The organism is Rhodococcus sp. S3 (genome assembly GCF_058211795.1).
Genome location: NZ_CM177074.1, coordinates 4,083,583 through 4,109,187 on the forward strand (window position 1 = coordinate 4,083,583; position 25,605 = coordinate 4,109,187).

Annotated in this window: 22 protein-coding genes and 2 riboswitches; of the genes, 1 reads left to right on the plus strand and 21 read right to left on the minus strand. The window is 67.1% G+C overall.

Annotated elements, in window-relative coordinates; translation table 11 throughout:
* Positions 1-41 precede the first annotated feature (41 nt).
* From AC0LPE_RS18945 to AC0LPE_RS19010, 14 genes are all read right to left on the minus strand, one after another.
* Positions 42-1,181, minus strand: coding sequence for an LLM class flavin-dependent oxidoreductase (locus tag AC0LPE_RS18945; protein WP_490604979.1), 1,140 nt, complete (start codon positions 1,179-1,181; stop codon positions 42-44).
* Positions 1,178-1,948: a DUF1684 domain-containing protein gene (locus AC0LPE_RS18950; RefSeq protein WP_490604980.1), complete on the minus strand. Its 771-nt coding sequence runs from the start codon at positions 1,946-1,948 to the stop codon at positions 1,178-1,180. The genes AC0LPE_RS18945 and AC0LPE_RS18950 overlap by 4 nt, the downstream gene beginning before the upstream one ends.
* Positions 1,945-3,315, minus strand: coding sequence for an NtaA/DmoA family FMN-dependent monooxygenase (locus tag AC0LPE_RS18955; protein ID WP_490604981.1), 1,371 nt, complete (start codon positions 3,313-3,315; stop codon positions 1,945-1,947). Before AC0LPE_RS18955 ends, AC0LPE_RS18950 begins: the two co-directional genes overlap by 4 nt.
* Before the next feature lie 13 nt (positions 3,316-3,328).
* On the minus strand, positions 3,329-4,420 hold the full coding sequence (locus AC0LPE_RS18960; protein WP_490604982.1) for an LLM class flavin-dependent oxidoreductase: 1,092 nt from the start codon (positions 4,418-4,420) through the stop codon (positions 3,329-3,331).
* Entirely contained in the window at positions 4,410-6,005 is a 1,596-nt protein-coding gene (locus tag AC0LPE_RS18965) for a dipeptide ABC transporter ATP-binding protein (protein WP_490604983.1), read from the minus strand. Before AC0LPE_RS18965 ends, AC0LPE_RS18960 begins: the two co-directional genes overlap by 11 nt.
* Entirely contained in the window at positions 6,002-6,895 is an 894-nt protein-coding gene (locus tag AC0LPE_RS18970) for an ABC transporter permease (protein ID WP_490604984.1), read from the minus strand. Before AC0LPE_RS18970 ends, AC0LPE_RS18965 begins: the two co-directional genes overlap by 4 nt.
* On the minus strand, positions 6,888-7,901 hold the full coding sequence (locus AC0LPE_RS18975; RefSeq protein ID WP_160876757.1) for an ABC transporter permease subunit: 1,014 nt from the start codon (positions 7,899-7,901) through the stop codon (positions 6,888-6,890). The genes AC0LPE_RS18970 and AC0LPE_RS18975 overlap by 8 nt, the downstream gene beginning before the upstream one ends.
* A gap of 3 nt (positions 7,902-7,904) precedes the next feature.
* Positions 7,905-9,533: an ABC transporter substrate-binding protein gene (locus AC0LPE_RS18980; RefSeq protein WP_160876759.1), complete on the minus strand. Its 1,629-nt coding sequence runs from the start codon at positions 9,531-9,533 to the stop codon at positions 7,905-7,907.
* A gap of 210 nt (positions 9,534-9,743) precedes the next feature.
* Complete coding sequence (locus tag AC0LPE_RS18985; RefSeq protein WP_490604985.1) at positions 9,744-10,790, minus strand: LLM class flavin-dependent oxidoreductase; 1,047 nt, start codon at positions 10,788-10,790, stop codon at positions 9,744-9,746.
* Positions 10,787-11,293 carry a GNAT family N-acetyltransferase gene (locus tag AC0LPE_RS18990; RefSeq protein ID WP_490604986.1) on the minus strand — a complete coding sequence of 169 codons (507 nt, stop codon included), beginning with the start codon at positions 11,291-11,293 and terminating at the stop codon, positions 10,787-10,789. Before AC0LPE_RS18990 ends, AC0LPE_RS18985 begins: the two co-directional genes overlap by 4 nt.
* A complete protein-coding gene (locus AC0LPE_RS18995) occupies positions 11,290-12,423 on the minus strand; it encodes an FAD-dependent oxidoreductase (RefSeq protein WP_423658589.1) in 1,134 nt (377 codons plus the stop codon). The genes AC0LPE_RS18990 and AC0LPE_RS18995 overlap by 4 nt, the downstream gene beginning before the upstream one ends.
* Positions 12,424-12,446: 23 nt before the next feature.
* Positions 12,447-13,418: a transporter substrate-binding domain-containing protein gene (locus AC0LPE_RS19000; protein ID WP_160876767.1), complete on the minus strand. Its 972-nt coding sequence runs from the start codon at positions 13,416-13,418 to the stop codon at positions 12,447-12,449.
* Positions 13,419-13,454: 36 nt separating this feature from the next.
* On the minus strand, positions 13,455-14,237 hold the full coding sequence (locus AC0LPE_RS19005; RefSeq protein ID WP_160876769.1) for an ATP-binding cassette domain-containing protein: 783 nt from the start codon (positions 14,235-14,237) through the stop codon (positions 13,455-13,457).
* Complete coding sequence (locus AC0LPE_RS19010; protein WP_419957102.1) at positions 14,234-15,205, minus strand: amino acid ABC transporter permease; 972 nt, start codon at positions 15,203-15,205, stop codon at positions 14,234-14,236. The genes AC0LPE_RS19005 and AC0LPE_RS19010 overlap by 4 nt, the downstream gene beginning before the upstream one ends.
* 229 nt (positions 15,206-15,434) lie before the next feature.
* Positions 15,435-15,527: riboswitch (SAM riboswitch) on the minus strand.
* Between the two features lie 150 nt (positions 15,528-15,677).
* Between AC0LPE_RS19010 and AC0LPE_RS19015 the strand changes: the two genes are divergently transcribed.
* On the plus strand, positions 15,678-16,451 hold the full coding sequence (locus tag AC0LPE_RS19015) for a sulfite exporter TauE/SafE family protein (RefSeq protein ID WP_272269070.1): 774 nt from the start codon (positions 15,678-15,680) through the stop codon (positions 16,449-16,451).
* A gap of 874 nt (positions 16,452-17,325) precedes the next feature.
* Here the strand turns inward: AC0LPE_RS19015 and AC0LPE_RS19020 are convergent.
* The 7 genes from AC0LPE_RS19020 to AC0LPE_RS19050 all read right to left on the minus strand — a co-directional run bounded on the left by AC0LPE_RS19020 (position 17,326) and on the right by AC0LPE_RS19050 (position 25,376).
* On the minus strand, positions 17,326-19,521 hold the full coding sequence (locus AC0LPE_RS19020; protein ID WP_490604987.1) for a hypothetical protein: 2,196 nt from the start codon (positions 19,519-19,521) through the stop codon (positions 17,326-17,328).
* Positions 19,518-20,084 carry a signal peptidase I gene (locus AC0LPE_RS19025; RefSeq protein WP_253250163.1) on the minus strand — a complete coding sequence of 189 codons (567 nt, stop codon included), beginning with the start codon at positions 20,082-20,084 and terminating at the stop codon, positions 19,518-19,520. Before AC0LPE_RS19025 ends, AC0LPE_RS19020 begins: the two co-directional genes overlap by 4 nt.
* A gap of 87 nt (positions 20,085-20,171) precedes the next feature.
* A complete protein-coding gene (locus AC0LPE_RS19030) occupies positions 20,172-20,825 on the minus strand; it encodes a SipW-dependent-type signal peptide-containing protein (RefSeq protein WP_088899384.1) in 654 nt (217 codons plus the stop codon).
* 420 nt (positions 20,826-21,245) lie between these two features.
* Positions 21,246-22,592 carry a bifunctional adenosylcobinamide kinase/adenosylcobinamide-phosphate guanylyltransferase gene (cobU, locus tag AC0LPE_RS19035; protein WP_490604988.1) on the minus strand — a complete coding sequence of 449 codons (1,347 nt, stop codon included), beginning with the start codon at positions 22,590-22,592 and terminating at the stop codon, positions 21,246-21,248.
* Positions 22,592-23,404: an ABC transporter ATP-binding protein gene (locus tag AC0LPE_RS19040; RefSeq protein WP_145692382.1), complete on the minus strand. Its 813-nt coding sequence runs from the start codon at positions 23,402-23,404 to the stop codon at positions 22,592-22,594. The genes cobU and AC0LPE_RS19040 overlap by 1 nt, the downstream gene beginning before the upstream one ends.
* Entirely contained in the window at positions 23,401-24,363 is a 963-nt protein-coding gene (locus AC0LPE_RS19045) for a FecCD family ABC transporter permease (RefSeq protein WP_230823337.1), read from the minus strand. The genes AC0LPE_RS19040 and AC0LPE_RS19045 overlap by 4 nt, the downstream gene beginning before the upstream one ends.
* Positions 24,364-24,470: 107 nt before the next feature.
* On the minus strand, positions 24,471-25,376 hold the full coding sequence (locus tag AC0LPE_RS19050; RefSeq protein ID WP_490604989.1) for an ABC transporter substrate-binding protein: 906 nt from the start codon (positions 25,374-25,376) through the stop codon (positions 24,471-24,473).
* 85 nt (positions 25,377-25,461) lie between these two features.
* Positions 25,462-25,605, minus strand: a riboswitch (cobalamin riboswitch).

Here is a 25,605-nt window from a genome sequence, read left to right on the forward strand (position 1 = left end):
CCGGCCAGGAAAACGCACACCACCTCCCCCTCGATGGACGATCACGCGGCGCGGACCCGCGCCAATCCCCATTCGCGGGCCAGGAGTTCGTAGGAACGCAGGCGGTCCTCGTGGCCGTGGGTGACCGAGGTGACGACGAGTTCGTCGGCGTCCGTCACTCGGCGGAGGGTGTCGAGGCGCTCCGCCACCGTGCTCGGCGACCCCACGAACTGGGTGACGATGGGGTCGTCGACGAGAGCGCGCTCCTCATCGGTCAGCGGCGGGGTGGTGTCCGGGTTCGGGTACGGGATCGCGCCGTGGCCCGAGCGGATGCTGTGCGTCCAGTGCCCGTAGGTCGACGCCAGTTCGCGTGCGGTGGCGTCGTCGTCGGCGACCACCGCGTCGGCCGAGACCACCACGTACGGCTTCCTCAGGATCGACGACGGACGGAACGCCGCCCGGTACGCCTCGACCGCCTCGACCGTCGTGCCCGGACTGACGTGGTAGTTCGCACCGAACGGCAACCCCAGGCGACCCGCGAGTTCCGCCGACGGTCCGGCACTCGAACCGAACACCCACAGTTCGAAGTCGGCGCCCTCCCCCGGGCTGGCGTGCAGATCCGTTCCGTCCGGCGCCGTGTAGGTGCCGTCCAGGAAGGCGAGGATGTCCTCGACCTGCTGCGCGAAGTCGGGCGACTGCGCGCCGGGTTGCTGCAGGATCCCGAAGCTCGCCGCCAACCGGGACGACGACAACAGCTTCGCCGGCGACAAGGGCGGCGGGATGATCAGTCCGTCGCGGATCTCCGTCGCCCGCGGAGCGGGTTCGGGAGCCGCACCCGCCAACGTCTCCGCTCGCCGCTGCCCCGACCTGCCGAGACCGAGATCGATGCGTCCCGGGTACAGGGCGTCGAGGGTGCCGAAGGATTCGACGACGCCGATCGCGGTGTTGTGGCCGAGCTGAACCGCGGCGGCACCGACGCGGATGGTGCGGGTCGCGGCGGCGATCGCGCCGATGAGCACGTCGGGTGCCGACGAGGCGACGGCGACGAAGTGGTGCTCGGCGACCCAGTACCTCTTGTACCCCCACGCTTCGACGTGGCGCGCCAGGTCGACGGTGTTGCGCAGCGCCTCCGGCACCGAGGACCCCTCGCTGACGGGCGAGAGGTCCAGCACGGACAGCGGGACCGGATTCACCGCGTTCACGACGACTCCCCGACACGCGGAGTACGTTCACCGGCTTCGACGGCGAACGGAAGACGGTTCTGCGGCGGCGCGATCGGGCACGTCGCCGCGTCGGTGAACGCGCACGGCAGGTTCGCGGCGCGGGTGAAGTCGAGCGTGACCGTCCCGTCCTCGGCCGGCGCCTCGACCTGCAGGATCCGCGCCGCCGGATAGGTCGTCACCCCGGAGGTCGCGTCGGTGAACAGGATCCGCAACGGACCGCCGGCTTCACCGAAGGCGACGAGTTCGTGGTCGCCACCGTCGTATCCGAACCGGACCACACCCGCCGCCGGGTGGTGGTGTTCGAGTCCGTCGACGACGGCACCGGTCGTCACGACCTGCTGTTCGTCGAATGCCTCGAACCGGCCGGTCAGCACCCAGGACGCGTCGGGTTCGTAGACCGGGACGCCGGTGAACGACGCGAGCGCCGGTGCCGTCCGGTCGTGGATGCGGATCCCGAATCGTCCGGTGCGCCGGATGATCTCGACGAAGCCGCGATCGAACTCCGCTTCGAGACCGGGCGCCCCCTCGACCGGCTCGTAGGTGGTTGTCGCCCCGTCGAATTCGTGGATCACCGATTCGCCGTCGACGTGCCATTGGCCCGGCGCTTCGTCGAAGGAGGTGGGGGTCTCGTCGAGCCAGTGCAGGGCGGTCAGGCTCAGCCAGCCGAGCGGCTGCCGCAGACCGTCGTTGCGCTCGGCATGCCACCGCTGCCAATCGTCGACGAACTGATCGAGTGTTGCGGTCATGACGCGCGGACTCCTTCGGTGACGGTGTGCGGGTCGCGCAGGCCGAGGTGGCCGCGCAGGGTGGTGCTGTCGTATTCGGTGCGGAAGCTGCCGCGTTCCTGCAGCAGCGGGACGACCGTGTCGACGAAGTCGTCGAGGCCGCCGGGGGTGAGGTGCGGAACGAGGATGAACCCGTCGCTGGCGTCGGTCTGCACGTAGAGGTCGATCTCGTCGGCGACCTGCTGCGGCGTTCCGATGAACTGCTGGCGTGCGGTGACCTCGATGATGAGTTCGCGGATGCTGAGGTTCTCGGCGTCCGCCTTCCCCTTCCACTGCCGGGCGACGGCGAGCGGATCCTTGGCGTGGCGCACGCGTCCGCGCGTGATGGTGACGTTGTCCTCAGGGTCGACGTCCGGCAGCGGGCCGTCCGGGTCGTACGACGACAGGTCCTTGCCCCACACCTGTTCGAGGAAGGCAATGGCCGTCTGCGGGCCGACCTGCTGCAGACGGATGTGCCGGGCCCGCTCGTGCGCTTCGGCTTCGGTGTCGCCGAGAACGAAGGTCGCGGCGGGCAGGATCTTCAGCTCGTCCCAGCTGCGCCCGTACTTCGCAAGGCGGTTCTTGACGTCGGTGTAGAACGCGCGACCCTCCTCGAGCGTGCCGTGCCGGCTGAAGATGGCGTCGGCCTTGGCGGCACCGAACTCACGGCCCTCGTCGGAGTCGCCGGCCTGCAGGAGGACGGGATGCCCCTGGGGACTGCGCGGCACTTCGAAGTGACCCGCGATGGCGAACTGGGTGGTGTGGATGTCGAACGAGGCGATGTCGCCGTCGGGAGCGAAGATACCGGCCTCGCGGTCGATCACGGGACCGCGGGCGGACCAGCCGTTCCACAGTTCCCGCACCACGTCGACCACCTCGGCGGCACGGACGTACCGCTGCGAGTGCTCGAGGAAACCGCCGCGACGGAAGTTCTCGCCGGTGAACGCATCCGACGAGGTGACGAGGTTCCATGCGGCGCGACCGTCCGAGAGGTGGTCGAGGGTCGCGAACTGCTTCGCGAGTTCGTACGGCTCGTTGAAGGTCGTGTTGATGGTGCCGGCCAGGCCGAGGTGGGTGGTGGCACCGGCGAGGGCCTCGAGCACGGTGAGAGTGTCGGGGCGTCCCACGACGTCGAGGTCGTGGATACGGCCGCGGTGCTCACGCAGCCGGAGTCCTTCGGCGAGGAAGAAGAAGTCGAATTTGCCGCGTTCGGCGGTGCGGGCGAGGTGCAGGAACGACGAGAAGTCGATCTGGCTCTTCGACTCGGGGTCGGCCCACACCGTGGTGTTGTTGACGCCGGGGAAGTGCGCTGCGAGATGGACCTGCTTGCGAACAATGTTGAGGGACACGATGATCGTTCCTTCAGTGAGCAGCCGCGAAGCGGTTGGCGGGACGGGGAAGACCGAGCCGGGCGCGCAGAGTTCCGGTGGCGGGCGCGACCTCGGGGCGGACGATGGGCAGCACGTTCTCGACGAGCCGGTGGAGGGTGGACGGCAGAGCGAGCGGCCGCAGGGTCACCCCGTCCACACCCGTTGCGTCGCCGAGCAGTTCGATCAGACTCTCGGATGTGCCGACGTGGACGAGCGTGTCGGAGCGGTAGGACTGCCCCGCCCACCCCTCGAGCTGCACGAGATCCACGGCAGCGTGGTCGCCGAGCAGGACGTCGACGTCGAGCAGCACGAAGATCCGCCGGTCGCCCACCGCGGCCCGGATGCGGCCCGCCAGTTCGGATGCTGCAGACAGGTCGGTGGCGCGGATACGCACGAGATCCGCTCGCTGCGCGGCGAATTCGAAGGATTCGTCACCGGTCACCGTCACCGCGACCAGCGGTTGCCCCTGCGGGGACCGCGGCACGATCGACGAGCCCTTGACGGAGAAGTACTCGCCGGCGAAGTCGATGTAGTGGACCTTGTCGCGATCGATGAAGCGGCCGGTGGCGACGTCGCGGATCTCGGCGTCGTCCTCCCAGCTGTCCCACAGCCGCGCCGCGACCTCGGCGGACTCGTGCGCCTCGGCCCACAGCGACGCGGTGTCCTGCTCGTCCTTGCGGCCGAACAACTCCGCGGCGCCCGGCGTCACCGCGACCTCCCACCCGGCGCGACCGAGCGTGGTGTGGTCGATCGTCTGGATCGCCTTGGCGACGTGGAACGGTTCGGTGCGTGTGACGGTGGCCGTGGGGATCAGGCCGATGCGCGTGGTGGCGGTGGTCAGGCGCGCCGCGAGACCGACGGCTTCGAGACGACCGCACACGGTGGTTGCGTCCGAGACGACGCCGAAGGTGTCGGGGAGGAAAGCGAAGTCGACGCCGGCACGGTCGGCGGCACCGACGAGGTCTGCCCAGTAGCGGGGGGTGAACAGTTCCTCGGCGCGCGAGTCGTCGCGTCGCCAGGACGAGGGATGGATGCCGGTGCCGGCGAAGTCGACGGCCAGCAACAATTCTGAACTATCGGACATAGTGGACCTTCCCGGGGATGGCCTCGAGCAACGTCTGCGTGTACTCGTGTTGGGGGTTGTCGAATATTTCTGTGGTGGAGCCGTATTCGACGACCCGGCCGGCGCGCATCACGGCGACGGTGTCGCTGATCTGCCGGACGACGGCGAGGTCGTGCGAGATGAACAGGTAACCGAGTCCGAGTTCGGTCTGCAGTGAGGTGAGCAGGTCGAGGATCTGTGCCTGGACCGACACGTCGAGCGCCGAGACGGGTTCGTCGAGGACGAGCAGCTCGGGGTTCAGGGCGATGGCCCGTGCGATGGCCACGCGTTGCCGTTGTCCACCGGACAGTTCGGCCGGTTTGCGGTCCAGATGTGCCGTCGACAGCGCCACCTGATCGAGGAGACGGGCGACGTGCGCGGCACGTTCGACTCTCGTGCCGATGCCGAACGCTTCGAGGGGTTCGGCGACGATGTCGCGGATCCTCAGCTTCGGGTCGAGCGAGGCGTGGGGATTCTGGTGCACGATCTGCACCCTGCGGCGCAGTGCCCGCAGGGCACGGCCACCGAGCGCGGTGATGTCGTCACCATCGAACCGAACCGTTCCAGCGGTCGGGGTCTCGAGCCGGATCGCGATGCGTGAGACCGTGGACTTGCCGGAACCCGACTCCCCCACCAGCGAGAGAGTGCCGCCGCGGGGAACATCGAAGGACACATCGCGCACGGCGTGCAGCGAGGACTTCCGGTCGATGCGGAAGGTCTTCGACACCTTCGACACCGACAGGATCGGAGCGGCATCTCGCAGCGCAGGTCGCACGGCCGGTTCCGCGAGGCTCGGCGCTGCCGCGATGAGCGAGCGCGTGTACTCGTGTTGCGGGTCGGTGAGGACCTGCGCCGCCGGTCCGGTCTCGACGACCCGGCCGCTCTGCATGACGACGATGCGGTCCGCGCGATCCGCCGCGACGCCCAGGTCGTGGGTGATGAGCAGTACTGCGGTGCCGGTCTCGGCGATCCGCGCGTCGAGGTGGTCGAGGATGCGGCGCTGCACCGTCACGTCGAGTGCGCTCGTCGGTTCGTCGGCGATGACGAGGTCGGGCCCGCAGGCGAGGGCGATACCGATGAGCACCCGTTGCCGCTGACCGCCGGACAGTTCCTGCGGGTACTGCTTCGCGCGCAGCTGCGGGTCGTCGAGTCCGGCCTCTTCGAGGATGCGCAGCGCCTCGATCCGCGCGGTGCGCCGGTCGGCGAGACCGTGGATGCGCAGCACCTCGCCGATCTGGTCGCCGATACGGATGACCGGGTTGAGGGAGGTCGTCGGGTCCTGCGGAACGAATCCGATGCGGGCGCCGCGGAGGCGTTCGAACGCGCGCTCGGACAGGTCGTTCAACGATGTGCCGTCGAAGGTCACCGATCCGGCCGTGACGCGTCCGGTACCTGCGAGCAATCCGATGATCGCGTGCGCGGTGGTGGACTTGCCCGATCCCGACTCGCCGACCACCGCGACGACCTCGCCGCGACCGACGGTGAGATCGACACCGTTCACCGCGACGACCGGTTCGCGCGGCGATCCGTACGCGACCTGCAGGTCGCGCACTTCGAGGAGGCTCATCGTGCGCTCCTGTCCTCGAGGGCGTGGCCGATGCGGTGGGCCGAGAGCACGACGGCGACGATGACGAGGCCCGGAAGGGTCGTCATCCACCAGGCCGCGGCGAGATAGTTGCGGCCTTCCGAGATCAGCGACCCCCCTTCGGGTGTCGGTGGCACGGCACCGAATCCGAGGAAGCTCAGCGACGACACGGCCAGCACGGCCATACCGAATTCGACGGCGGCGAGGGCCGCGACGGGCGCGTACGAGTTGCGCAGCACGTGCCGGCGCAGCACGGTGTGCCACCGGACGCCGCACGCGAACGCTGCTTCGACGTAGAGTGCCTTGCGTACCCGCAGCACTTCGGAGCGCATGACGCGCGCGAAGTTCGCCACGAGGCTCACACCGACGGCGATCGCGACGTTCATCGTGCCGAAGCCGAGGGCCGTGACCAGGGCGAGGGACAGGAGCAGCGCGGGGATGGAGAGCAGGACGTCGACGAGGCGCATGAGTGTCGCGTCGAGGGCACCGCCGACCGCGCCGGACAGCAACCCGATCAGCGAGCCGACCACGAGGGCGATGCCGACCGCGACGAGCGTCGCGGTGAGCGACAGGCCGGCTCCGTGCACGACCCGCGTGTACACGTCGCGGCCGAGATTGTCGGTGCCGAACCAGTGTGCGGCGCTCGGTCCCTGCAGCTTCTCGGCGGGCACCCCCTGCAGCGGGTCGCCCGACGCGAGAAGCGACGGGAACAGCGCGAAGCCCACCGCGAGGAGCAGCACGATCGACGACACGACGAGCACGGCGTTGCGTCGCACCCCTGTCGCTACGGACGCGATCCGGTTTCTTCTGCGCGAGCGTGATTCCGGCAACGACGTCGCCGGCAGCGCTTCGCGGACGAGGGTGTCAGACACGTGCCTCGGCCTCCAGGAGAGTGTCGTCGTGGGTCGGGTCGTCCTCGATCGACGCGGCGGCACCACCCCGGTCGATGCCGTGGGTGATCCGCGGGTCGATGAGGGGATAGAGCAGGTCGACGGCGAGGTTGACGAGCACGAAGACGGTGGACGAGAACACGACGATGCCGAGCACCACCGGAATGTCCTGCGCCATCACCGACATCTGGGTCAGACGTCCGATACCGGCCCGGGAGAAGACCGTCTCGACCACCACGGATCCCGCGAGCAGATTGCCGACGATGACACCGGCGATCGTGAAGGCGGGGATGCTCGACAGCTTCAGCGCGTGACGCGTCTGGATGCGCAGGCGGGACGCGCCTTTCGCGCGTGCCGCTTCGATGAACGGCTGCCGCCAGGTCGTCTGCAGGCTGGTCGCGAGGACCTGGGCGATCACCGCACCGGTCGGCAGTGCCAGGGTGATCGCGGGCAGGATCACGTGTTCGATGCCCTGATCCCCGAAGGCCGGGAACCACCGCAGCCGGAACGAAAACAGCTGCAACAGGATCAGTCCCACCCAGAAGGTCGGCACGGCCACCCCCAGCGGGGGCAGCGAGAACAGCAGGCTGCGGAACCAGTGGACCCGCGTGTAGGTCGCGAGGACGGCGACCGCCGTGCCGAACACCAGGGCGAACACCAGTGCGGTGCCCGCCAGGACGAGGGTGCTCGGCAGGGCCGCGGCGATCGCGTCGGTCACCTGCTGCCCGGTCGAGATGGACATGCCGAAATCACCTCGGACCGCGTTGCTCAGCGCGTTCCAGTACTGCACCGCGACCGGCTGGTCGAGTCCGTACCGCGCCTGGAGCTGTTCGATCGCGGCGGCGTCGACCGGTGTTCCGGCGTCGGCGCCGGCGGCGATGGAGACCGGATCGGAAGGCAACAGGAACAGGACCGCGAACGACACCGTGAACGCCGCCCACAGCACCCCGACGGCCTGGAGCACACGGAAACCGAGATAGCGCAGCATGGTCTACTCGCTCAGCCAGGTGTCGAAGAACTGCAGTCGCGCCGACGCCTCGAACTTCAGGTCGGCGACGTTCGGTCCGGCGCCGATCGCCTGCGACAGTTCGACCGTGGGGATCCACAGGCCGTTGTCGAGGACGAGCTGCTGTGCGCGACCGATGAGCTCGGCGCGTGCGGCGGGGTCGGTCGTGGACAGCTGCCGGTTCAGCACCTCGTCCAATTCGGGGAGAGGACCGCGCTGGTTGATGTTGCGGCCGTCCAGACCGAAAGCGGTGCGCAGGATGTCACCGTCGGCGCGGGTGCTGTTGTAGTAGGACGCCTCGTAGTCGCCGGCGTTCTGGCGTGCGGTGTTCTCCGGGGTGGAGACGAGGTCGAGCTGCAGGTCGATGCCCACCGCGCGTAGCTGCTGCTGCACCAGTTCGAGGATGGCCTGGTTGCCGGCGAACACCGAGCTGAACAGCACCGGGAAGCTCAGGCGCTGCCCGTCCTTGACGCGGATGCCGTCGGGTCCGGGCACCCAGCCGGCCTCGTCGAGGATCTGCTCGGCCTTCGCCGGGTCGTAGGTGACGTCGGCGAGTTCGACGTAACCGGGGGTCGCGGACGCGAGGGTGCTGGTCGCGGGGCGGAAGTCCGGTCCGAGGACCGTGTCGACCAGTTCCTGCCGGTTGATCGCCGGGACGATCGCGCTGCGCACGGCCGGGTCGATGAGGACGCCGCGGCTCACGTTGGGTTGGAAGCCGAACGGGATACCCGGGTTCGGGGTGGTCAGGATGCGGCCCCCGGCCCCTTCGATCTGCGGGGCGTCCTGCGGCAACGCGTCGGAGATGGCGTCGAGCTGACCGGAGGCGAGCGATCCGGTGCGGACACCGGATTCGGGGACGATCGTGAACTCGATCCGGTCGAGGTAGGCCTCACCGTCGTGGTCGAAGGCCTCCGATCCCCACGAGTAACCCGCGCGTTTGACGAGGGTGGCGGACCTGTCCTGCTGGTAGTCCTCGTAGACGAACGGGCCGGTGCCCGACAGATCACCGGCGCAGCGCTCCTCCGCGCTCTTCTCCGTGTCGGCTTCCGAGAGCAGGCCGAGCTGATGACTTGCGGTGGCCTGCAGGAACGGCGCGTTCGGCACGGAGAAGTTCACCTGTGCAGTGCGGTCGTCGACGACCGTGGTACCGGCATATCCCGCGAGATATCCGACGGCCTGCGGCGCCTTCACCCCGCCGAGGGTGTTCACGATCGCGTCGAAGTTCTTCCTCACGGACTCGGCGGTCAGCGAGGTGCCGTCGCTGAAGGTCACACCCTCCTTCAACCGGAAGGTGAACTGCGTGCCGTCGGCGTTCGATTCCCAGCTCTCCGCGAGCCAGGGCACGATCTCGCCGGTGGCAGGGTCCTGGTCGGTGAGCGAGTCGACGACCTGCCGGGCGACGTAGATGGTCTGGTTGCTGGCGGCCTGCGCGGGATCGGCGCAGGTCGGTGGGACCGACAACCCGTACCGCAGGGTGCCGCCGGGCTGCGGGTCGCCGGTGGGCTCCGAGTTCGTCGCGGCACCGGTTCCGCAGGCGGTCAGCGCTGCGCCCAGTACGGCGGTGGCGGCGGCCGTGACGACGAACCGGGACGCGGAGGAGGACGAGATGGACAACGACGGGCTCCGTGATCTGGACAGGGCGCCGGCAGCATCACCGTGCGGATGCCGCCGGGCAGGCGGGGGGTGGAATGTCGTCCCTGATGGGACGGGATGTCAGCGCGAATCTCGGCAGCTCTGGATGGTTCGTTTCCCGAGGTTACGGAGCCTCGAGGATCGGGCACACCGTTTTTCACTGCGATCGAAACGGTTCCCGGGGCAGTGGTCTCAGACGGTGACTGCATCGCGGTGCGGGATCGCCGCGCGCAATTCAGGCGCGACCTCCGCCTGGAACAGTTCGAGACTCGCACGTTGCTCGGCCACGGAGAACCCGCCGCGGTCGGCGGTCACGTGCATGACCTCGTGGCCTAAACGCTCGCGGTAGCGGAGCACCTTGTCGATCACCTGCTGCGGGCTGCCGACGAGTGCGGAACTGCGCTCGACGAAGTCCTCGATGGTCTCGAAGACGACGGGAAGTCCGTTCTCGCGAGCGAATTCGAGCCGTTGCTCGAACTGGGGACGGTAGGCGTCGATCGCTTCCTGCGAGGTGCGGGCGACGTACAGTCCCGCCGTCCCCGCTCCCACCCGCGCCTCGGCGGGATCGTGACCGTAGGCGGCCCACCGTTCCCGGTAGTGGTCGATGAGCTCGGCGTACGGCTCGATCGGGTTGGTGACGTTGGCAGAGAAGATCGGATCACCGTATCGGGCTGCGAGATCGACGGATTCGCGGCTGGTGGCGCTGCCGTGCCAGATGGTCAGGCTCTGCTGCAGCGGCCGGGGCACGGTGACGGCATCGGTGAGCGACGGCCGGAATCGCCCCTCCCAGGTGACCGTCTCGTTCTCCCACAGAGCCCGGAACAGTTCGTACCCTTCCCGGTTGCGGTCCCACTGGTCTTCGGGGGTGACGTGGAACAGGTCGGCCTGAGCAGTGCCGTTGCCCTTGCCGATCATGAGCTGCAGGCGCCCACCCGACAGATTGTCGAGCGTGGAGTAGTCCTCGAACGCGCGGACGGGGTCGAGCAGGCTCAGCGTCGTGACACCGGTCCACAATTCGAGCGCGCTGGTCCGCGCCGCGATGTTGGCCAGGACGACCGGAGGTGACGACGCGAGGAACGGCTTCTCGTGCCGCTCCCCCACCGCGAATCCTTCGAATCCGAGTTGTTCGGCGAGCACGGCGGTGTCGACGACTTCCCGGATGCGTTCGGACGGCGAGAGCCATTCTCCCGTCACGGGATCGGGATGGTGGGTGATGAGACTGAGCAGCAGGAACTTCATGCGGAGACCGCCTTTCCGACAAGGAACTTCTCGAAGGGATGCGGACCGATCTCCTCGGCGGGTCGCCGGGAGTCGAACAGGGCGGTGTATCCGGCCGCGAGATACAGCGCGACGGCCTCGGGTTGCCGCCACCCCGTGGTCAGGTAGATGCGGGTGTATCCGCGACGCAGCGCCTCGGCTTCGAGTTCGGCGACCACGATGCGGCCGAGACCGCGACGTCGATGGTCCTTCGACGTCCAGATCCGTTCGAGTTCGGCGGTGTTCTCGTCGTAGCGCTGGAAGGCACCACCCGCGACGGGTACTCCGTCCTCGACGAGGACGAGCAGGGCACCGTCGGGCGGCGCGAACCGATCCTCCGGGTAGCCGAGGAGACTCTCGTACTGTTCCTCGAAGGAATGCTCGTAGCGGGTGCTGTACTCGACCGCGAGTTCCTCGAGCAGCGGTGCTGCGAGAGGATCGTCCTGACGCACCGCCCTGACCTCGAGCCTTCGGGTCCCGCTCACGAGACCACCGCCGGTTGTCGCGCGCCGAATCGGAACGGTTCCGGGCTCGTGGCGGTGCCGTCGGCGAGATCGGCGACGAGTTCCCCGATGGTGGGCGCGAATTTGAATCCGTGACCGGAGAATCCGGCGGCGACGGTGACGGCGCCTGCTCGGTCGACGACGAAGTTCGAGTCCGGCGTCGTCGTGTACAGGCAGGTGTCCACCCGTACGCTCCCGGCGTCGACGCCCGGCAGCCACGTGCGCGCGTAGCCGACGAGCCGGCGCACACCGTCCGGATCCGCCACGAAACTGCGACTGTCCGGTTCGACCTGCGGACCGGTGCCGTGTTCGCCGATCTTGATGCCGTCGACGGAACCGAGACCGTAGATGCCCTCCCCGTCGAGTTCGGCGCCGCGATGGTGGACGAAGCTCGGCCACTGTGCGTCGGTGAGCGGGACGAAGTGCGCCGGTTGCTCCTGTGTCGTGCGCAGGGCAGGGAGGTGGGGTGCCGTACCTCCGGTCAACCCGTCGAGGACGGTGCGCGTCCACGCTCCCGCCGCAACGACGACGTGCCTCGCGGTGATCACCTCGGTGTCGAGCACGATCTCGACGCCGCGATCGGTCTCGCGGACGGTGCGGGCCGGGGTGGTGTGCCGGACGTCCGCGCCGGCCTGCGCGGCGGCCTGCTGCAGCGCCGCCACCGAACGGTCGGCATGCAACCGACCGGCGTCGGGGTGGTGCAGCACCGTGGTGTCGAATCTGATGCCGGGCCAACGGCGCTGCGCCTCGGCCGGTGTGAGGACACTGTGCGCGATACCGAGCTGATACAGCGCCGTCGCCTTGGCGTGGACGGCCGCGGGCAGCCCGTGGTCGACGGCGCCGGTGAGCTCGAGGACCCGGCTGCCCGTGGTCTCCTCGAGCCGCCGCCAGAGCGGTAGGGCACGAGCGGCGAGCGCGGTGTAGAACTGCCCGTCGTAGGCCTGCCGGTAGATGCGGGAGCTGCCGTGGGAGGCACCGCGGTGGTGCCCCTGCTCGAACTGTTCGAGCAGGACCACCGTGCGGCCACGTGCGGCGAGTCGCCACGCCGCTGCGGAACCGATGACACCGCCACCGACCACCACGACGTCGACGAGTCTGCTGACACGAGTCATGCTGTCTTCCTGTCGTTTCGGGCCTAGGAGGTCTTGGGCAGGCCGGGCGGGTTGATCCGCGAGACCTCGATCGCTTCGCTGCTGATGCCCCACCGATCGAGAACCTGTGCGTACGTGCCGTTCTCGATGACGTGGTTGATCGCCTCGTTGATCGCCTGGATCAGGCCGTTGTCCTTCTTCGTCAGTACCGCGATCTCACCCTGCAGGTCGAGACCGGCTCCCGAGAACGTGCCGGCCACCTCGGTCTCACCGGACTGCAGCGCGTGGAAGGCAGACGTCGGATTCGGGCCGACGTACGCGTCGATACGGCCGGAACCGAGCGCGAGGTAGTAGTCGACGGCGTTCTGGTAGTACAGGATCTCGGCAGGTTCGAGTCCGGCGGCGACGTTCTGTTCGTTCCACTCGACGAGCAGTGCCTCCTGGTTCGTTCCGGAGCCGACGCCGATCGTCAGGCCTGCGATGTCCTCGGGTCCGTCGAAGGTGATGCCGCTGTCCTTGCCGACCTCGACGGCGAGGCTGTCGAGGCGGTAGGTGGCGAAGTCGTACTTCTCCTTGCGTTCCTCGGTGACGGTGACGTTGGAGATGAACACGTCGGCCTCACCCGAGTCGACGCGGACGAAGTTCTGGGCCCAGTCCGCGGCGGTGAGTTCGATGTCGAGGTCGAGAACATCGCCGATGAGATGGGCGAAGTCGGTCTCGGATCCGATGATCGTGGTGTCGTCGTCGGCGTAGAAGCGCAACGGCGGCACCGTACCGGCGTTGCCGGTGACGACGAGCGTGCCGCGGTCGCGGATCTCCTGGGGAACCTTCGCGGCGATCTCCTCCACCGGGTCGGTGGTGATGCGGTTCTGGTCCGCGGTGAGGTTGTAGCCGGCCGCCGTGGCGTCGGTGTCGGTACCGGCCTCTGCGTCGGAACTGCAGGCCGCGGCGCCCAGGAGAGCGACGGCGGTCAGGGCCGAGGTCAGCAGGCGGACCCGGGGGGAGGAAGCGAACATCGTTACCTTCTCGAATGCTGTGGTGGGGAGGGGGAATCAGAGAACGCGAGACAGGAACGACGCGGTGCGTTCCTGCTGCGGGTTGTCGAGGACCACGTGGGGTGGTCCCTGTTCGACGATGACGCCGCCGTCCATGAAGACGACGGTGTCGGCGACCTCACGGGCGAAACCGATCTCGTGCGTGACGATCACGAGGGTCGCGCCGTCGCCGGCGAGGTCGCGGATGACGGCGAGAACCTCGCCGACGAGTTCGGGGTCGAGAGCCGAGGTGGGTTCGTCGAAGAGGATCACGGCGGGTCGCAGGGCCAGGGCCCGCGCGATCGCGACGCGCTGCTGTTGGCCGCCGGACAACTGTTTCGGATAGTCGTGCAGTTTGTCGCCCACACCGACACGGTCGAGCAGGGCGCGAGCCTCGGCCTCGACCTCCGCCCGGTCGCGCCCCTGCGCCGATACCGGCGCCTCGACGACGTTCTCGAGTGCGGTCAGGTGCGGGAACAGGTTGAAGTTCTGGAAGACGAAGCCGATGCGGGAGCGCTGGCGGAGGATGTCGCGGGCACGCAACTCGTGCAGCTTGTTTCCGCGCCGTTTGTAGCCGATGAGTTCACCGTCGATGCGGACGGTGCCGCGGTCGACCTTCTCGAGGTGGTTGAGGGTGCGCAGGAGGGTGGATTTCCCGGAGCCGGACGGTCCGAGGATCACGGTGACCGTGCCCTTGCGCAGCTGCAGGTCGATGCCTTTGAGAACTTCGAGTGCGCCGAACGACTTGTGGACTCCGCGCACGTCGACGACGTGGTCGACGTCGTCCCGGGTGGCGGTCACTTCGTCGCTCCTCGGGGTGCACCGATGCCGCTGTCGCGGATCTCGCGGTATTTCGCGACCACGCGCTGCCACGGGGTGAGCGGCAGTGCGCGTGCCGAACCGCGGGCGTAGTGCCGTTCGACGTAGTACTGCCCGATCGACAGGATCGTGGTGAGGATGATGTACCAGACGGTCGCGACCATGAGCATCGGAACGACGCGTCCGGTGCGACCGAAGATCACCTGTACCTGGTAGAAGAGTTCGGCGATGGCCATGGTGGAGACGATCGAGGTGCCCTTGAACAGGCTGATCACCTCGTTTGCGGCGTTCGGAAGGATCGCCCGCATGGCCTGCGGGAGAACGATCTTCATGAACTGCCGGTAACGCGGGATGCCGAGCGCGTTGGCGGCCTCGATCTGACCGTGGTCGACGGAGATGATGCCGGCGCGGATGATCTCGGCGGAGTAGGCCGCCTGGTGGAGCGCCAGACCGATGACGGCGGCTGTGAATCCCGAGATCACCCCGGCCACACCGAACTCGAAGAAGGCCGGCCCGAAGGGGATGCCGATCGACAGCGTCTTGTACAGGTACGCGATGTTGAACCAGAACAGTAGCTGGACGATGAGCGGGATCGATCGGAACGCCCAGATGTACGTCCACGAGACCACTTGCAGAACAGGATTGTTCGACAACCGGCCGACCGCGAGGAGCACACCGAGAGCGAAGCCGAGGACCGTGCCCCACAGTGTCAGTTCGATCGTCATCCACAGTGCGGACAGCACGGACGACGCGGTGAAGTACTGCGCGAAGGTCGCCCAGTCCCAGCCGGGGTTGGTGACCAGGCCGTGCACGAACTGGGCGACGAGGATCAGCACGGCAGCGCTGATCACCCAGCGCCACGGATGCCGTTTCCGGGCGACGGCCAGGTCCTCGTCGTCGGTGTGGTCGGCCGGGGCGTCGGGGATGCGGAGATCGGTGGACGTGCTCACGGCGACGTCCTGGGGGCGGGAGCCATCGGGATGGGCCTTTCGGGAATGCGGGGGTGCGGGGGTGCAGACGTGAGTCCCGGCCCGTCCCCCTGCGGACGGGCCGGGACTCACGCGGCGAAGGACGACGGGCGGTCTACGTCAGCGACGACACCGGTGCGAAGTACCGCGGCACAGGTCGATGTGCAGGCGGCACCACGAGGCGCGCTCGGTCCAGCGGGTCATGCTCGTTCCTCCATCGATCCCGGCGGTAGCACCCGCACCCGCGCACGGGGGGTTGCTGCGACGTCGTGGAGCCAGGTCTCTCGGTCGCTCTGGATGGTCGCTGCTCAACCTACGGAGTGCGGCGCGTCGTGGACAGGCTTTCTCTCACCGTGGCGGAAATACCGTCCCTCGTCGAGACCGATGTAGATGTCGACGTGGTGCCCCGACATCGACAACAAGGCCGGTTTCGGCACGCCGTAGACTCGCCTCGGTGACCCCGCTCGAACTTTTCCTCGTCGCATTGGCCGGGCTCGGCGCCGGAGCGATCAACTCCCTCGTCGGATCCGGCACCCTCATCACCTTCCCGACGCTCGTCGCGTTCGGTGTACCCCCGGTGACCGCGACGATGTCCAACGCGATCGGCCTGGTCGCGGGAGGCGTATCGGGCACCTGGGGGTATCGGCGCGAACTGCGCGGGCAATGGGAACGGTTGCAATGGCAGATCCCGGCGTCGTTCTGCGGGGCGTTGGTCGGAGCGTGGCTCCTGCTCCACCTGCCGGAGACCGTCTTCGAGACGGTCGTGCCGATCCTGCTTCTCCTGGCACTCACACTCGTCGTGTTCCAGCCGAAGATCCAGGCGTGGGTGGCTCGCCGGACAGGTGGCGACGCCGACGGCCGTCTCGGGCCGGTGCGGATGACGTTGCTCGTCGTCGGCACCTTCGCCGTCGGCATCTACGGCGGCTACTTCACGGCGGCACAGGGCATTCTGCTGATGGGCCTGTTCGGAGCATTGCTGCACGACCACATCCAGCGACAGAACGCAGCGAAGAACCTTCTGTCGCTGGTCGTGAACATCGTGGCCGCATCCGCATACATCCTGGTGGCGTTCGACCGGATCAACTGGACCGTGGCCGCGCTGATCGCCGTGGGCTCCTTGATCGGTGGTTATCTCGGCTCCCATTACGGCCGACGCCTGTCGCCGGTGGCGCTGCGTGCGGTGATCGTCGTGGTCGGGTTGATCGGCCTGTACCGACTGCTCGCCTGACCCGTCTCCGCGAAGACGGTGAGAACACCCCGCTCCGGCATCAGACTGTAGCCGCGCCGATCCCTACACGCTTCGGACGGGAGAGCGCAGTCATCTGAGAGACGCGAACGTGGTGACCTGCGGTCGACCTCAGCGCGCTCCCACCCACAGGTGCCCCCCAATGCCGTCGCAGGAACCAGCAATGCACGAAGTACCATCCGCCTCCGAATACGAAGGGCCCGGAGTGCGAATGACACCGGTCGGGGGCAGGCTTCGGTGGGCGTGGAGGGTCCTCGCCCTCGGCTCGGAACTCCCACAACGCCACGGTGTCGGCGAGCCCGGCGAAGTCGTGCGGTGGCGTGCCGGCGGGAATCTCTACACGGAAGCACAGAGTCCGCACAACCTTCGGTTCGAGCATGAGGCTGCCGCCCGTCGCCGTGAGCGGTTGACCGTCGACCACAGTCGGAGATCCGAAACCTCCCGCGTTGCAGGACGATGCGGGAGCCTCCGATACGGAGTACCGCAGAACCCCCGCAACCGAGTTCGGTGTCGTCAACGGTGGTCTCAACATGATCGTTACCGGCGTCGTCACCGTCGGAAGCGTTCGTAACGCAACCGGCGCATAGACCGGCTCACCTGGTTGGAGAGAGAGCGGGTCGATGGAGAACTCGAATCGTCCGGCGCCTTCTCGGGTCCCGTACTCTCCCCAGGAGCCTGACTCGCTCTGGTCGATGCCGAAGTTTCCCTGAATCCCGGCTCGGTCCGGCGGCGGATGTAGATGCGATCCGAATCCGCACGCCGAAACCAGGCCGACGATGCAAGAGATCACCAGCAGACGCGCGCCCCTACCGGCAGGTTCGGCCGCACGCACTGTGATCACCTCCTGCCTGGCGTGCTATTCGTCCACGTTGTCGTCTGCTGCGGGTGCAGCGGTTGGGCGCGCGGCTTCCTCTGCCGGTTCGGTAGACGCTTCTTCGTCCGGCACGTCCGCTCCGGTCGTCGCAGGAGTCGCCGTCACCGAAGTCGGTACAGAGACCGCGGGCGCCGACGGAAGAGTGAAGATCCAACCGGCCGTGCCGGACGGACGCAGCATCACCGCGTTTCCACCGTTGAGGACATCGAACGTCACCCATCCCGTATAGGTGGAGTTCGGAGAGAAAGAGGCCGGCATCGAGGCACCACCGCCACACGACGCGGTCGGTGAGCCGACCGGAGCCGTACCTCCGTCCGGAAGTACCTCACGGAAGTCCCGGGCGCGTACTCCGTTCAGCTGCGTGCTCCCCGAACCATCGGACGTCTCGACCTCCAGGAGAACCGCGACGCATCCGCTGCTGCGTGAGACGTCACGAACGGTCGCAGTGCCGAGAACACTTCCATCCGAAGCGACCATCGAGAACGGAACTCGAGCACTCACGCGACTCGGAGTCGAGGGTCCGTTGGGAGCCGGCGTCTGGACAGGTGCCGGTGTAGGTGCGGGCTCGCCAGGCGGCGTGGCGGATATGGTCGTCGGCGCTGTCGAGGTCGCGTCTTCGACTGAACCAATATCCTTGCCATCGACCTCAGATTCCCGGGCTTCGTCGACCGCACTGTCGGACGTTTCGGAGTTGTCGTCGCCCTCCGCGGCCTTCGTCTCGTCTGCAGTCTTGCCGCCTGGTGATTTGCCGTCCTCTCCCTTGCCATTCTCGTTGTCCTCGCGAGTCGGATCCGAGGCTCCGGTCGATCCTTCGGTACTGCCATCGAATTCACGAGGGTCTCCCCCGACGCGTCCATCGTCAGCACCGAATCGGACGTCTTCGCCTTCCTCTCGAGAATCGGTAGGCTCTGGCAGAGTTTCGGCTTCCTCTATGAGATTCTCGTCTATCAGATAATCAATGGGCGAAGTAGCGCTCGGTCCTGACGCATCGAGCTCACATGACATTGATTCGTCAGCGCGATCGTCAGTTTCTCCAGTTACTTCCAGCTCGTCTGCGCCAATCTCGAGACCAGCAGGTTCAGTTCCGAACGATGTTCCAGAGACAGATTCGACGAGGTGAGAGTCGACGGATTCAGTTGGAGTCGCTTCCACCGTGCCGACATCGTCATCACCTTCATCGACGAGCGAGCTATCTCTCGGCTGCGTTCCCTTGCTTGTGACGGAACAAAGAGACGTTTTGTGGGGGCCCAACATCAAGGACGCCAAGGAGCTCACTGCCGCGCCTTGAACACTCGATCCGTCGACGACGGGCCATTCCGGTGTCGGCACCGACATCCCTACACCGCACTCGGCGTACGCCAAGACGAGGTCGAGGGACCACTTCTGCTCGTCGGTCACCTTACCGATGCTCATCATCTGCAGTCGGAGTTCAGACCGTGCCCCCTTCGATGTCTCCTGCTTCGTGCGGATCAATGTCGCTGTGTATTCGTACCCGACCAACGGCGAATTTCGGCTAGCCGATCGCGTAGTCACGGCCGGGTCGGCACCTTGAACGATTGGTTCGGGGGGCAACTGCATCTGCACCCCGGAGATCCACGGTCCCAGCCTGAGCGATGCATTCGATGGTTTGATCGGGCCAGCAATCATCGTCCCGTCAGCGAGACAGGTTGCCGATGTCGAGATCTCATCCTGAGAAGTAAGGAGATCGATGCCGGCTACGGTAGCCGTCTCAACTTCGATATCTCTTGCAGCCCCATACGCATACCCGATCGCCGGCTTTGCAGGACTGTCGGTACATGTACTCGTACCGCCGCCGCGATAGTAGGACGCACACGAAGAGCCCTTCATCGAGGCTGCGAGAATGCCGGCCGTTCCGGATCCGGATTGGGACACCCAACTCTTCTTGACAGTATCTTCTTTGGGCAACTTCACCTGCGCTCGAGCGCCCCCAAGATTCGAATCCGACAGTCGTCTATGGAAGTGGTAGCGAGCACCGACTGCTTGCGCAAACCCTTCGAACGCCGCCGACTTTGTTCCGAATGTCGACGACCCGAAGACGCGATCGTTCCAGCTCGCGAGAGTCTGCCCGACGAAGCCGGCATTGAAGATCGCGGCGCCCGCCACGGTCAGCACACCGAGTAGCGCGACGAGGAGTCGCGACGATCTGGGGTTGTTCATTGCTGATCCTTGAGGTCAATAGGCGCAGTTGACGCCGACTCGAACTCTCCCTTGCGGGGCCAGAACGCCCACAGAACGAGGAGTGCGGCACCGAGAGTAAGGCCGGCAAGGATCAGGGGATCCGAAAACCAAACGATGACGGAGGCTGCACCAGGCACGGACCACAGCACCTTGCGAACCTCGGTGACCCGGTACGGACCGGGGTCGGGATTGGGGTTGGCGTCGCCCTGCATCTCGATGAGTGCCTCACCCGGACGTTGAGGGTGCACAGCGATCACACGGTGTGTGACAGGCAGTTCACCGGCTTCGCGATCGACAGTGACGACGTCACCGACCTCGATGTCGTCGGCCGAGATGCGCTGTACTACAGACATCGAACCCTGGGGAATGGTCGGAGCCATAGATCCCGTTTTGAACAGGATCAACGAGATGTTGAAGAAGAACGCGGCAATCACCAGAGCAATGCACGCCAACCCGCCCACCGCAAGGAGATTGAGCAGACCGTTCTCGAGACGGGACCATATGGACTTCTGCTGCCGTGTCGGCTCAATGAGTGCGTGCATTCGGACCGGACCGTTCTTCGGAAAGTAGGAATCGAGGACGGGGTGCGCTGCCCGACTTCGGACCGCTCGGGCAGCGCACGAGGGCGGCTAGGCCTCCGGGCTCACTGCCTGGAATTCCCACTGGAGCGAGGCGTTGTAACCCCCCTGAGCGTTCGGGGTACCGAGCTGGGTCGGGGTTGTGCCGTTCGGAAGCGTCACAGCAAAGCAGAGCCACTGTTGGCCGTTCGCCGGGATCGTGACCCCCTTGGCCGGGATGGAAGCAGTCCGAACGGAGCCGTTTGCGACGAGATCCGAAGCATTCTTCACGGCGTCTGCATTACAGTTCGCGCTGGGCCCGATCGGCGCAACCTTCAACTGGAGCACGTCCGCGAACTTCGACGTAGCCGACAGATTCTGCGCAGCCGGCATGCCGATCTCGGCGCCGAGCTTCTCGGACACCACCCGCAGACCGACCTTGGCATAAACCGAATCGCCGGCCGCCATCTCGGTCGGATTCATCGCGAACGCGAACGTTCCAGCCTCGTCGCTGGTCACGAACTCGTCCCAGTCTTCAGTTCCGCCGAAGCTTCCTTGGACGTTCCAGGTATTTCCACCCGTGCCGAACTCTGCGTTGCCCCACACCGAGTCGTTCCACGCAGCGAGGGTCACTGCCGCACCCACGCCGAGAACGAGGCCGGAGGCCAGGATCGCGCGGACCTTACGACGCTTCTGTGCCTTGTTGTCAGCGTTGTCGATCGTCATGACTCACTCCTCTGGGCAGTCTGCGTGCCCGCTCGTGTCGCTTGTCGCCCCGCCCCTCCGCCTTCCCCGAATCAGGCATGGGGCTACCGCACGACCGAATACGGAATTTCGATCGAGTGGGGTTCTGCGAGTTATCTATGGCTTGTTTTCTGTCCGTTGCATCGGACTTACTCGGAAGTATGTTACCGACAAGTAGGCAAACTCAAGACCTGTGATGTAGATCATCCTGGACGGTCTTCTTTAACGTTTCCCCAGTTCACGCCTAGTAATTGAAGGTTCACCCATGATTTCACCCCACGAGAGCTGGACGATCGTCCACTCGAGGGCGATCGACCACGCACTCGCAACGGAAGGCCCTATTCGGGCATTCGAGACAATAATTCCATCACTAGAATTACGTGTTACAGGAAAGAACAGAAATCAATCCGACTTCAGAGAAACGGGAATTCCTGCCACCACGAGAGTCGCCGACTCACTCGCCTCGGCGACCCGCGCATTGAGCCGACCCAGCATGTCGCGGAACAACCGCCCCGACGCACTCGCCGGCACCACACCACTGCCCACCTCGTTGCTGACTGCGACCACGGGAACCCGGGCCTGCCGCCACGCATCGAGGAGATCGTCGATGTCGGCGTCGACGACAGCGGAATTCCCTGTGTTCCACACGTCGTGGAGGTCGAGTCGCGCCGTGAGCCACGTTCCGAGGCAGTCGACGAGCAGAGGTTCGTCGGCATCCCGGAGCACCTTGGCCACATCCGAGGTCTCGATCGTCGACCACGATGCCGGTCGCCTCTCCCTGTGCAGCGCAACACGTTCCGCCCATTCTGCGTCGCCTTCACGCGTCCCGCCGGTGGCGACGTAGGTGACGGACGGATACGACGCGAGTAGTTCCTCGGCGTGCCGCGACTTACCCGACCGCACTCCTCCGAGCACCAACGTCCGATGCGGCACGAGCGGAGCCTCTTCACCCACGTGGATCACCTCACCGTCACGACCCGGACGAGCATTCAACTGCTGCAGTCGGTTCCGTAGATCGTCGATGGGCGGATTGTGGTGGCCCAGATGTACCGCGACCACGTCGGTGTTCTCGGTGACGGCACCGGCTCCGCGCAGACCGTCCACCATCGCGCCGAACTCGGGCAGACCGAGGTGGCCCTCGGACAGTTCCGAACGGTCCCCGAAGGTCTCCTCGAGGAAGACCGCGTCGAACCGGGCGTCGCGCACGGCCTCGAACCACTCGGCGGGCCACATCCCGGTGTCGCAGGCCCACAGCAACCGCGACCCGCCGGGGCCCGACAGGTCGTACAGCACCGCATCGCCGTCGCGGAACACCTTGTGCCGTGCGGGAAGAACGCGCACCGAGTAGTCGCCGACGGTGAACGAGTCCCCCGCCTCGACCGGCACGAAGCGCACCGGGTCGTCGGGAGCCACCCAGGGCCTGCAGGTGTCGAGCGCGTCGGCGGGACCGATCACGTCGAGCTCGACACCGGCAGCGACCCACGATCGGAACAACAGCGCCTGCGGGCCCAGATGGTCGGCATGGGCGTGCGTCAGGAGAATGTGCCGCACCTTCGCCAGCGACCTGCCGTGCCGCACGGCCGCGTGGGGCGCCTCGGGACCGCAGTCGAGCATCAGTACGTCGTCGACGAGTGCCGCGGTCTGCCCGCGGACCTCACCACGACGCACGGCGTCTGCGCAGGATGCACACGTGCAGAACGGATTCGGCCACCCGTCCGCCGCGCCGGTTCCCAGGAGCACGACCTCCATCAGCAGTCCTTCGTGCTGTCGCGGAGCGGGAGGACGGCGCGACCCGCCGGGCGGTCGAGGATCTCGACGCGGGCGCCGTAGACCTGCGCGATGCGGTCGGCGGTGAGGACGTCGTCGGGCGCTCCGTCGGCGACGACGTGTCCGTGATCGAGGAGCACGAGTCGTTCCCCGTACTGCGCGGCGGAGGTCAGATCGTGCATCGCGGCGATGACGGTGAGGTCGCCTTCGGTCCGCATCGAGTCGACGAGCTCGAGTACCTGCTGCTGGTGCCCGATGTCGAGTGCGCTGGTGGGTTCGTCGAGGAGCAGCACCCGCGGTTGCTGGGCGAGAGCGCGCGCGAGCACGACGCGCTGCAGCTCACCGCCGGACAGTTCGGTCGCGAGGCGTGGGGCGAACGCTTCGAGTTCGAGTCGTTCGACGACGCGGTCCACCACCTCGCGGTCGTGCGCGGTCTCGGAGCCGAAGCGCGGGATGTGCGGGGTGCGGCCGAGATGGATCAGTTCGCGGACGGTGACGCCTTCCGGCACCACCGGTCGCTGCGGCATCAGTGCGACCGCGCGTGCCATGTCCCGACGTCCGGCGCGCCCGGGCGCCACGTCGGCGACCTGCAGATGACCGGTGGCCGGCACGAGACCGGCGAGGACGTGGAGAAGAGTGGTCTTGCCCGAACCGTTGGGTCCGACCAGCGACACCCACGATCCCGCGGTGACGTTCAGGTCGACCCCGTGCAGCACCTCGACACCACCGCGTTCGGCACTGAGCTGCCGGCACGAGACCGTCATGGTCGGGGTGGTGAGAACATCGCTTTTCATCGGACACCTCGGCTCCGTCTGAGCACGACGAGGAAGAAGGGCGCCCCGATCGCCGCGGTGACGACACCGATCGGCAGTTCGGCGGGCGACATGACGGTGCGGGCCAGGACGTCCGCGAGGACCAGGAAGGACGCACCCACCAGCAGCGACAGCGGCAACAGGAGGCGGTGACCCGGTCCGACGAGCAGCCGGACCGCGTGGGGAACGACGATGCCGACGAACCCGATGAGTCCGCTGGCCGAGACCACCGCGGCCGTCCCGAGGGTCGCGACGCACACGAGCAGCAGCCGCACGCGCGCCGGGTTGATTCCGAGGCTCGCGGCTTCGACGTCGCCGACCGCCATGACATCGAGTGTGCGCCGATGCAGCGCGATGATCGCGACGGTGACGACGACGTACGGCAGGACCACGACGACGTCGGACCAGCCGTCGGTGGACAGGCGGCCGAGCATCCACGAGTACACCTGCCGCAGCGTGTCGTCGTGCAACTGCATGAAGAAGGTCTGGATCGCGTTGGCGAAGGCCGCGACGGCGACACCGGCGAGGATGATGACGACTTCCGAGCGGCTGCCGCCGACGGTACGGCCGAGCGAGTACGTCGCGCCGACGGCGAGCAGTCCCCCGGCGAAAGCCGCAATCGGGACACCGGCGAACCCGGCGGCGCCGCCCACGACGATGGCGAGGGTGGCACCGAGACCGGCGCCGCTGGAGACCCCGAGCAGATAGGGGTCGGCGAGCGGATTGCGGAAGACCCCCTGGTAGGCGGCACCGGCGATGGCCAGCATCGCCCCCACCAGCACCCCGAGCACGACGCGCGGCATCCGGATGTTCCACAGGATCGCCTGCTGACGCGTGCTCAGCCCGGAGTCCACGTCGACGAACGGCAGGCGGTCGGCGATGTCGAGCAGCACCCCGCCCGGGGTGAGGCCGGCGGGCCCGACGAGGATCCCGACCAGCATCGCGGCGAACAGGACGAGCACCGCGCCGGTCAGTACGAGCACGTTGCGCGGCACCACCCGCGCACCACCGGGTGGCAGTGCGCGGGTGTTGCCTCGCGACAGGGAGATCAAGGCGTGGGCTGGACCGCGGGGATGGCACCGACGATCCGGGCGACCTCACGCATCAGGTCCACGACGCGCGGCCCCCAGCGACTGGCGATGTCCTCGTCGAGGACGTAGACACGGCCGTCCCGGACGGCGGTGAGCTCGCCCCACCCGGCACGCTCCGCGACGACCTCGGGCGTGACGCCGCAGCACTGCCCGTCGGCCAGGAAGATCACGTCGGGGTTCTGTTCGAGGACGTACTCGGCGGACAGTTGCGGGTAGCCGTTGCCGCCGGTCGCGATCGAGGTCAGACCCAGCATCGAGAAGATCTCGCCGATGTAGGTGTCGTCGGTGACGGAGTAGAAGGTGTTGTCGAGCTCGTGGTAGTAGGTCAGCGGGGTCTCCCGTTCGGGGAGGCCGGCGAGGATCTCGTCGATGTCCGTCTTCATCTGCGCGACGAGCTCGGCAGCGTCGCCGACGTGTCCGGTGACGGCTCCCAGCTGCTCGATCTGGGCGTAGGTGTCGTCCAGGTTCTCGGCAGCGGGAAGGATCAGCGTTTCGACACCTGCCTGTTCGAGCCCCGCGACGAGGTCGGCGGTGTCGGCGTTGGCGACGACGAGGTCGGGTTCGTAACCGAGGATCGCCTCGACGTTGGGGGTGTACCCCGACAGGTCGGTGACGGGCGCGTCGGCCGGGTAGTCGGACCGGTCGTCGACCGCGACGACCTGGTCGCCGGCACCGACGGCGTAGAGCATCTCCGTGCTGGTGGGGCTCAGCGACACGATGGCCTGCGGGGCGTCCGCGGAGGTGGTGTCGGTGTCACCGGACGGTGACGAATCGTCGCTGCTCGAGCACCCTGCGGCGAGGAGCGCGAAAGCGGTCAGTCCGGCGGCGAGCAGCCGTCGGTGATTGTCGAGGGGCACAGCCATCCTCCGTTGTTCGGAGGACGAAAACAGTACGGCTGCAACGGTGCGGTTGCGGCACGTCACCGTCCTTCGTCCGAGGACCAGTACGTACGGACCCTCCACGCCGGCTGACCTGGCTCACCCGGGAATCGGGCTCACAGTTGCGGGACAGCGCCGGATTCTCACCGGCTTCACCGAAAACGCAGCGGGTGCCCTACCGGATCGGCAGGACACCCGCAGCGTAGCTCACGGC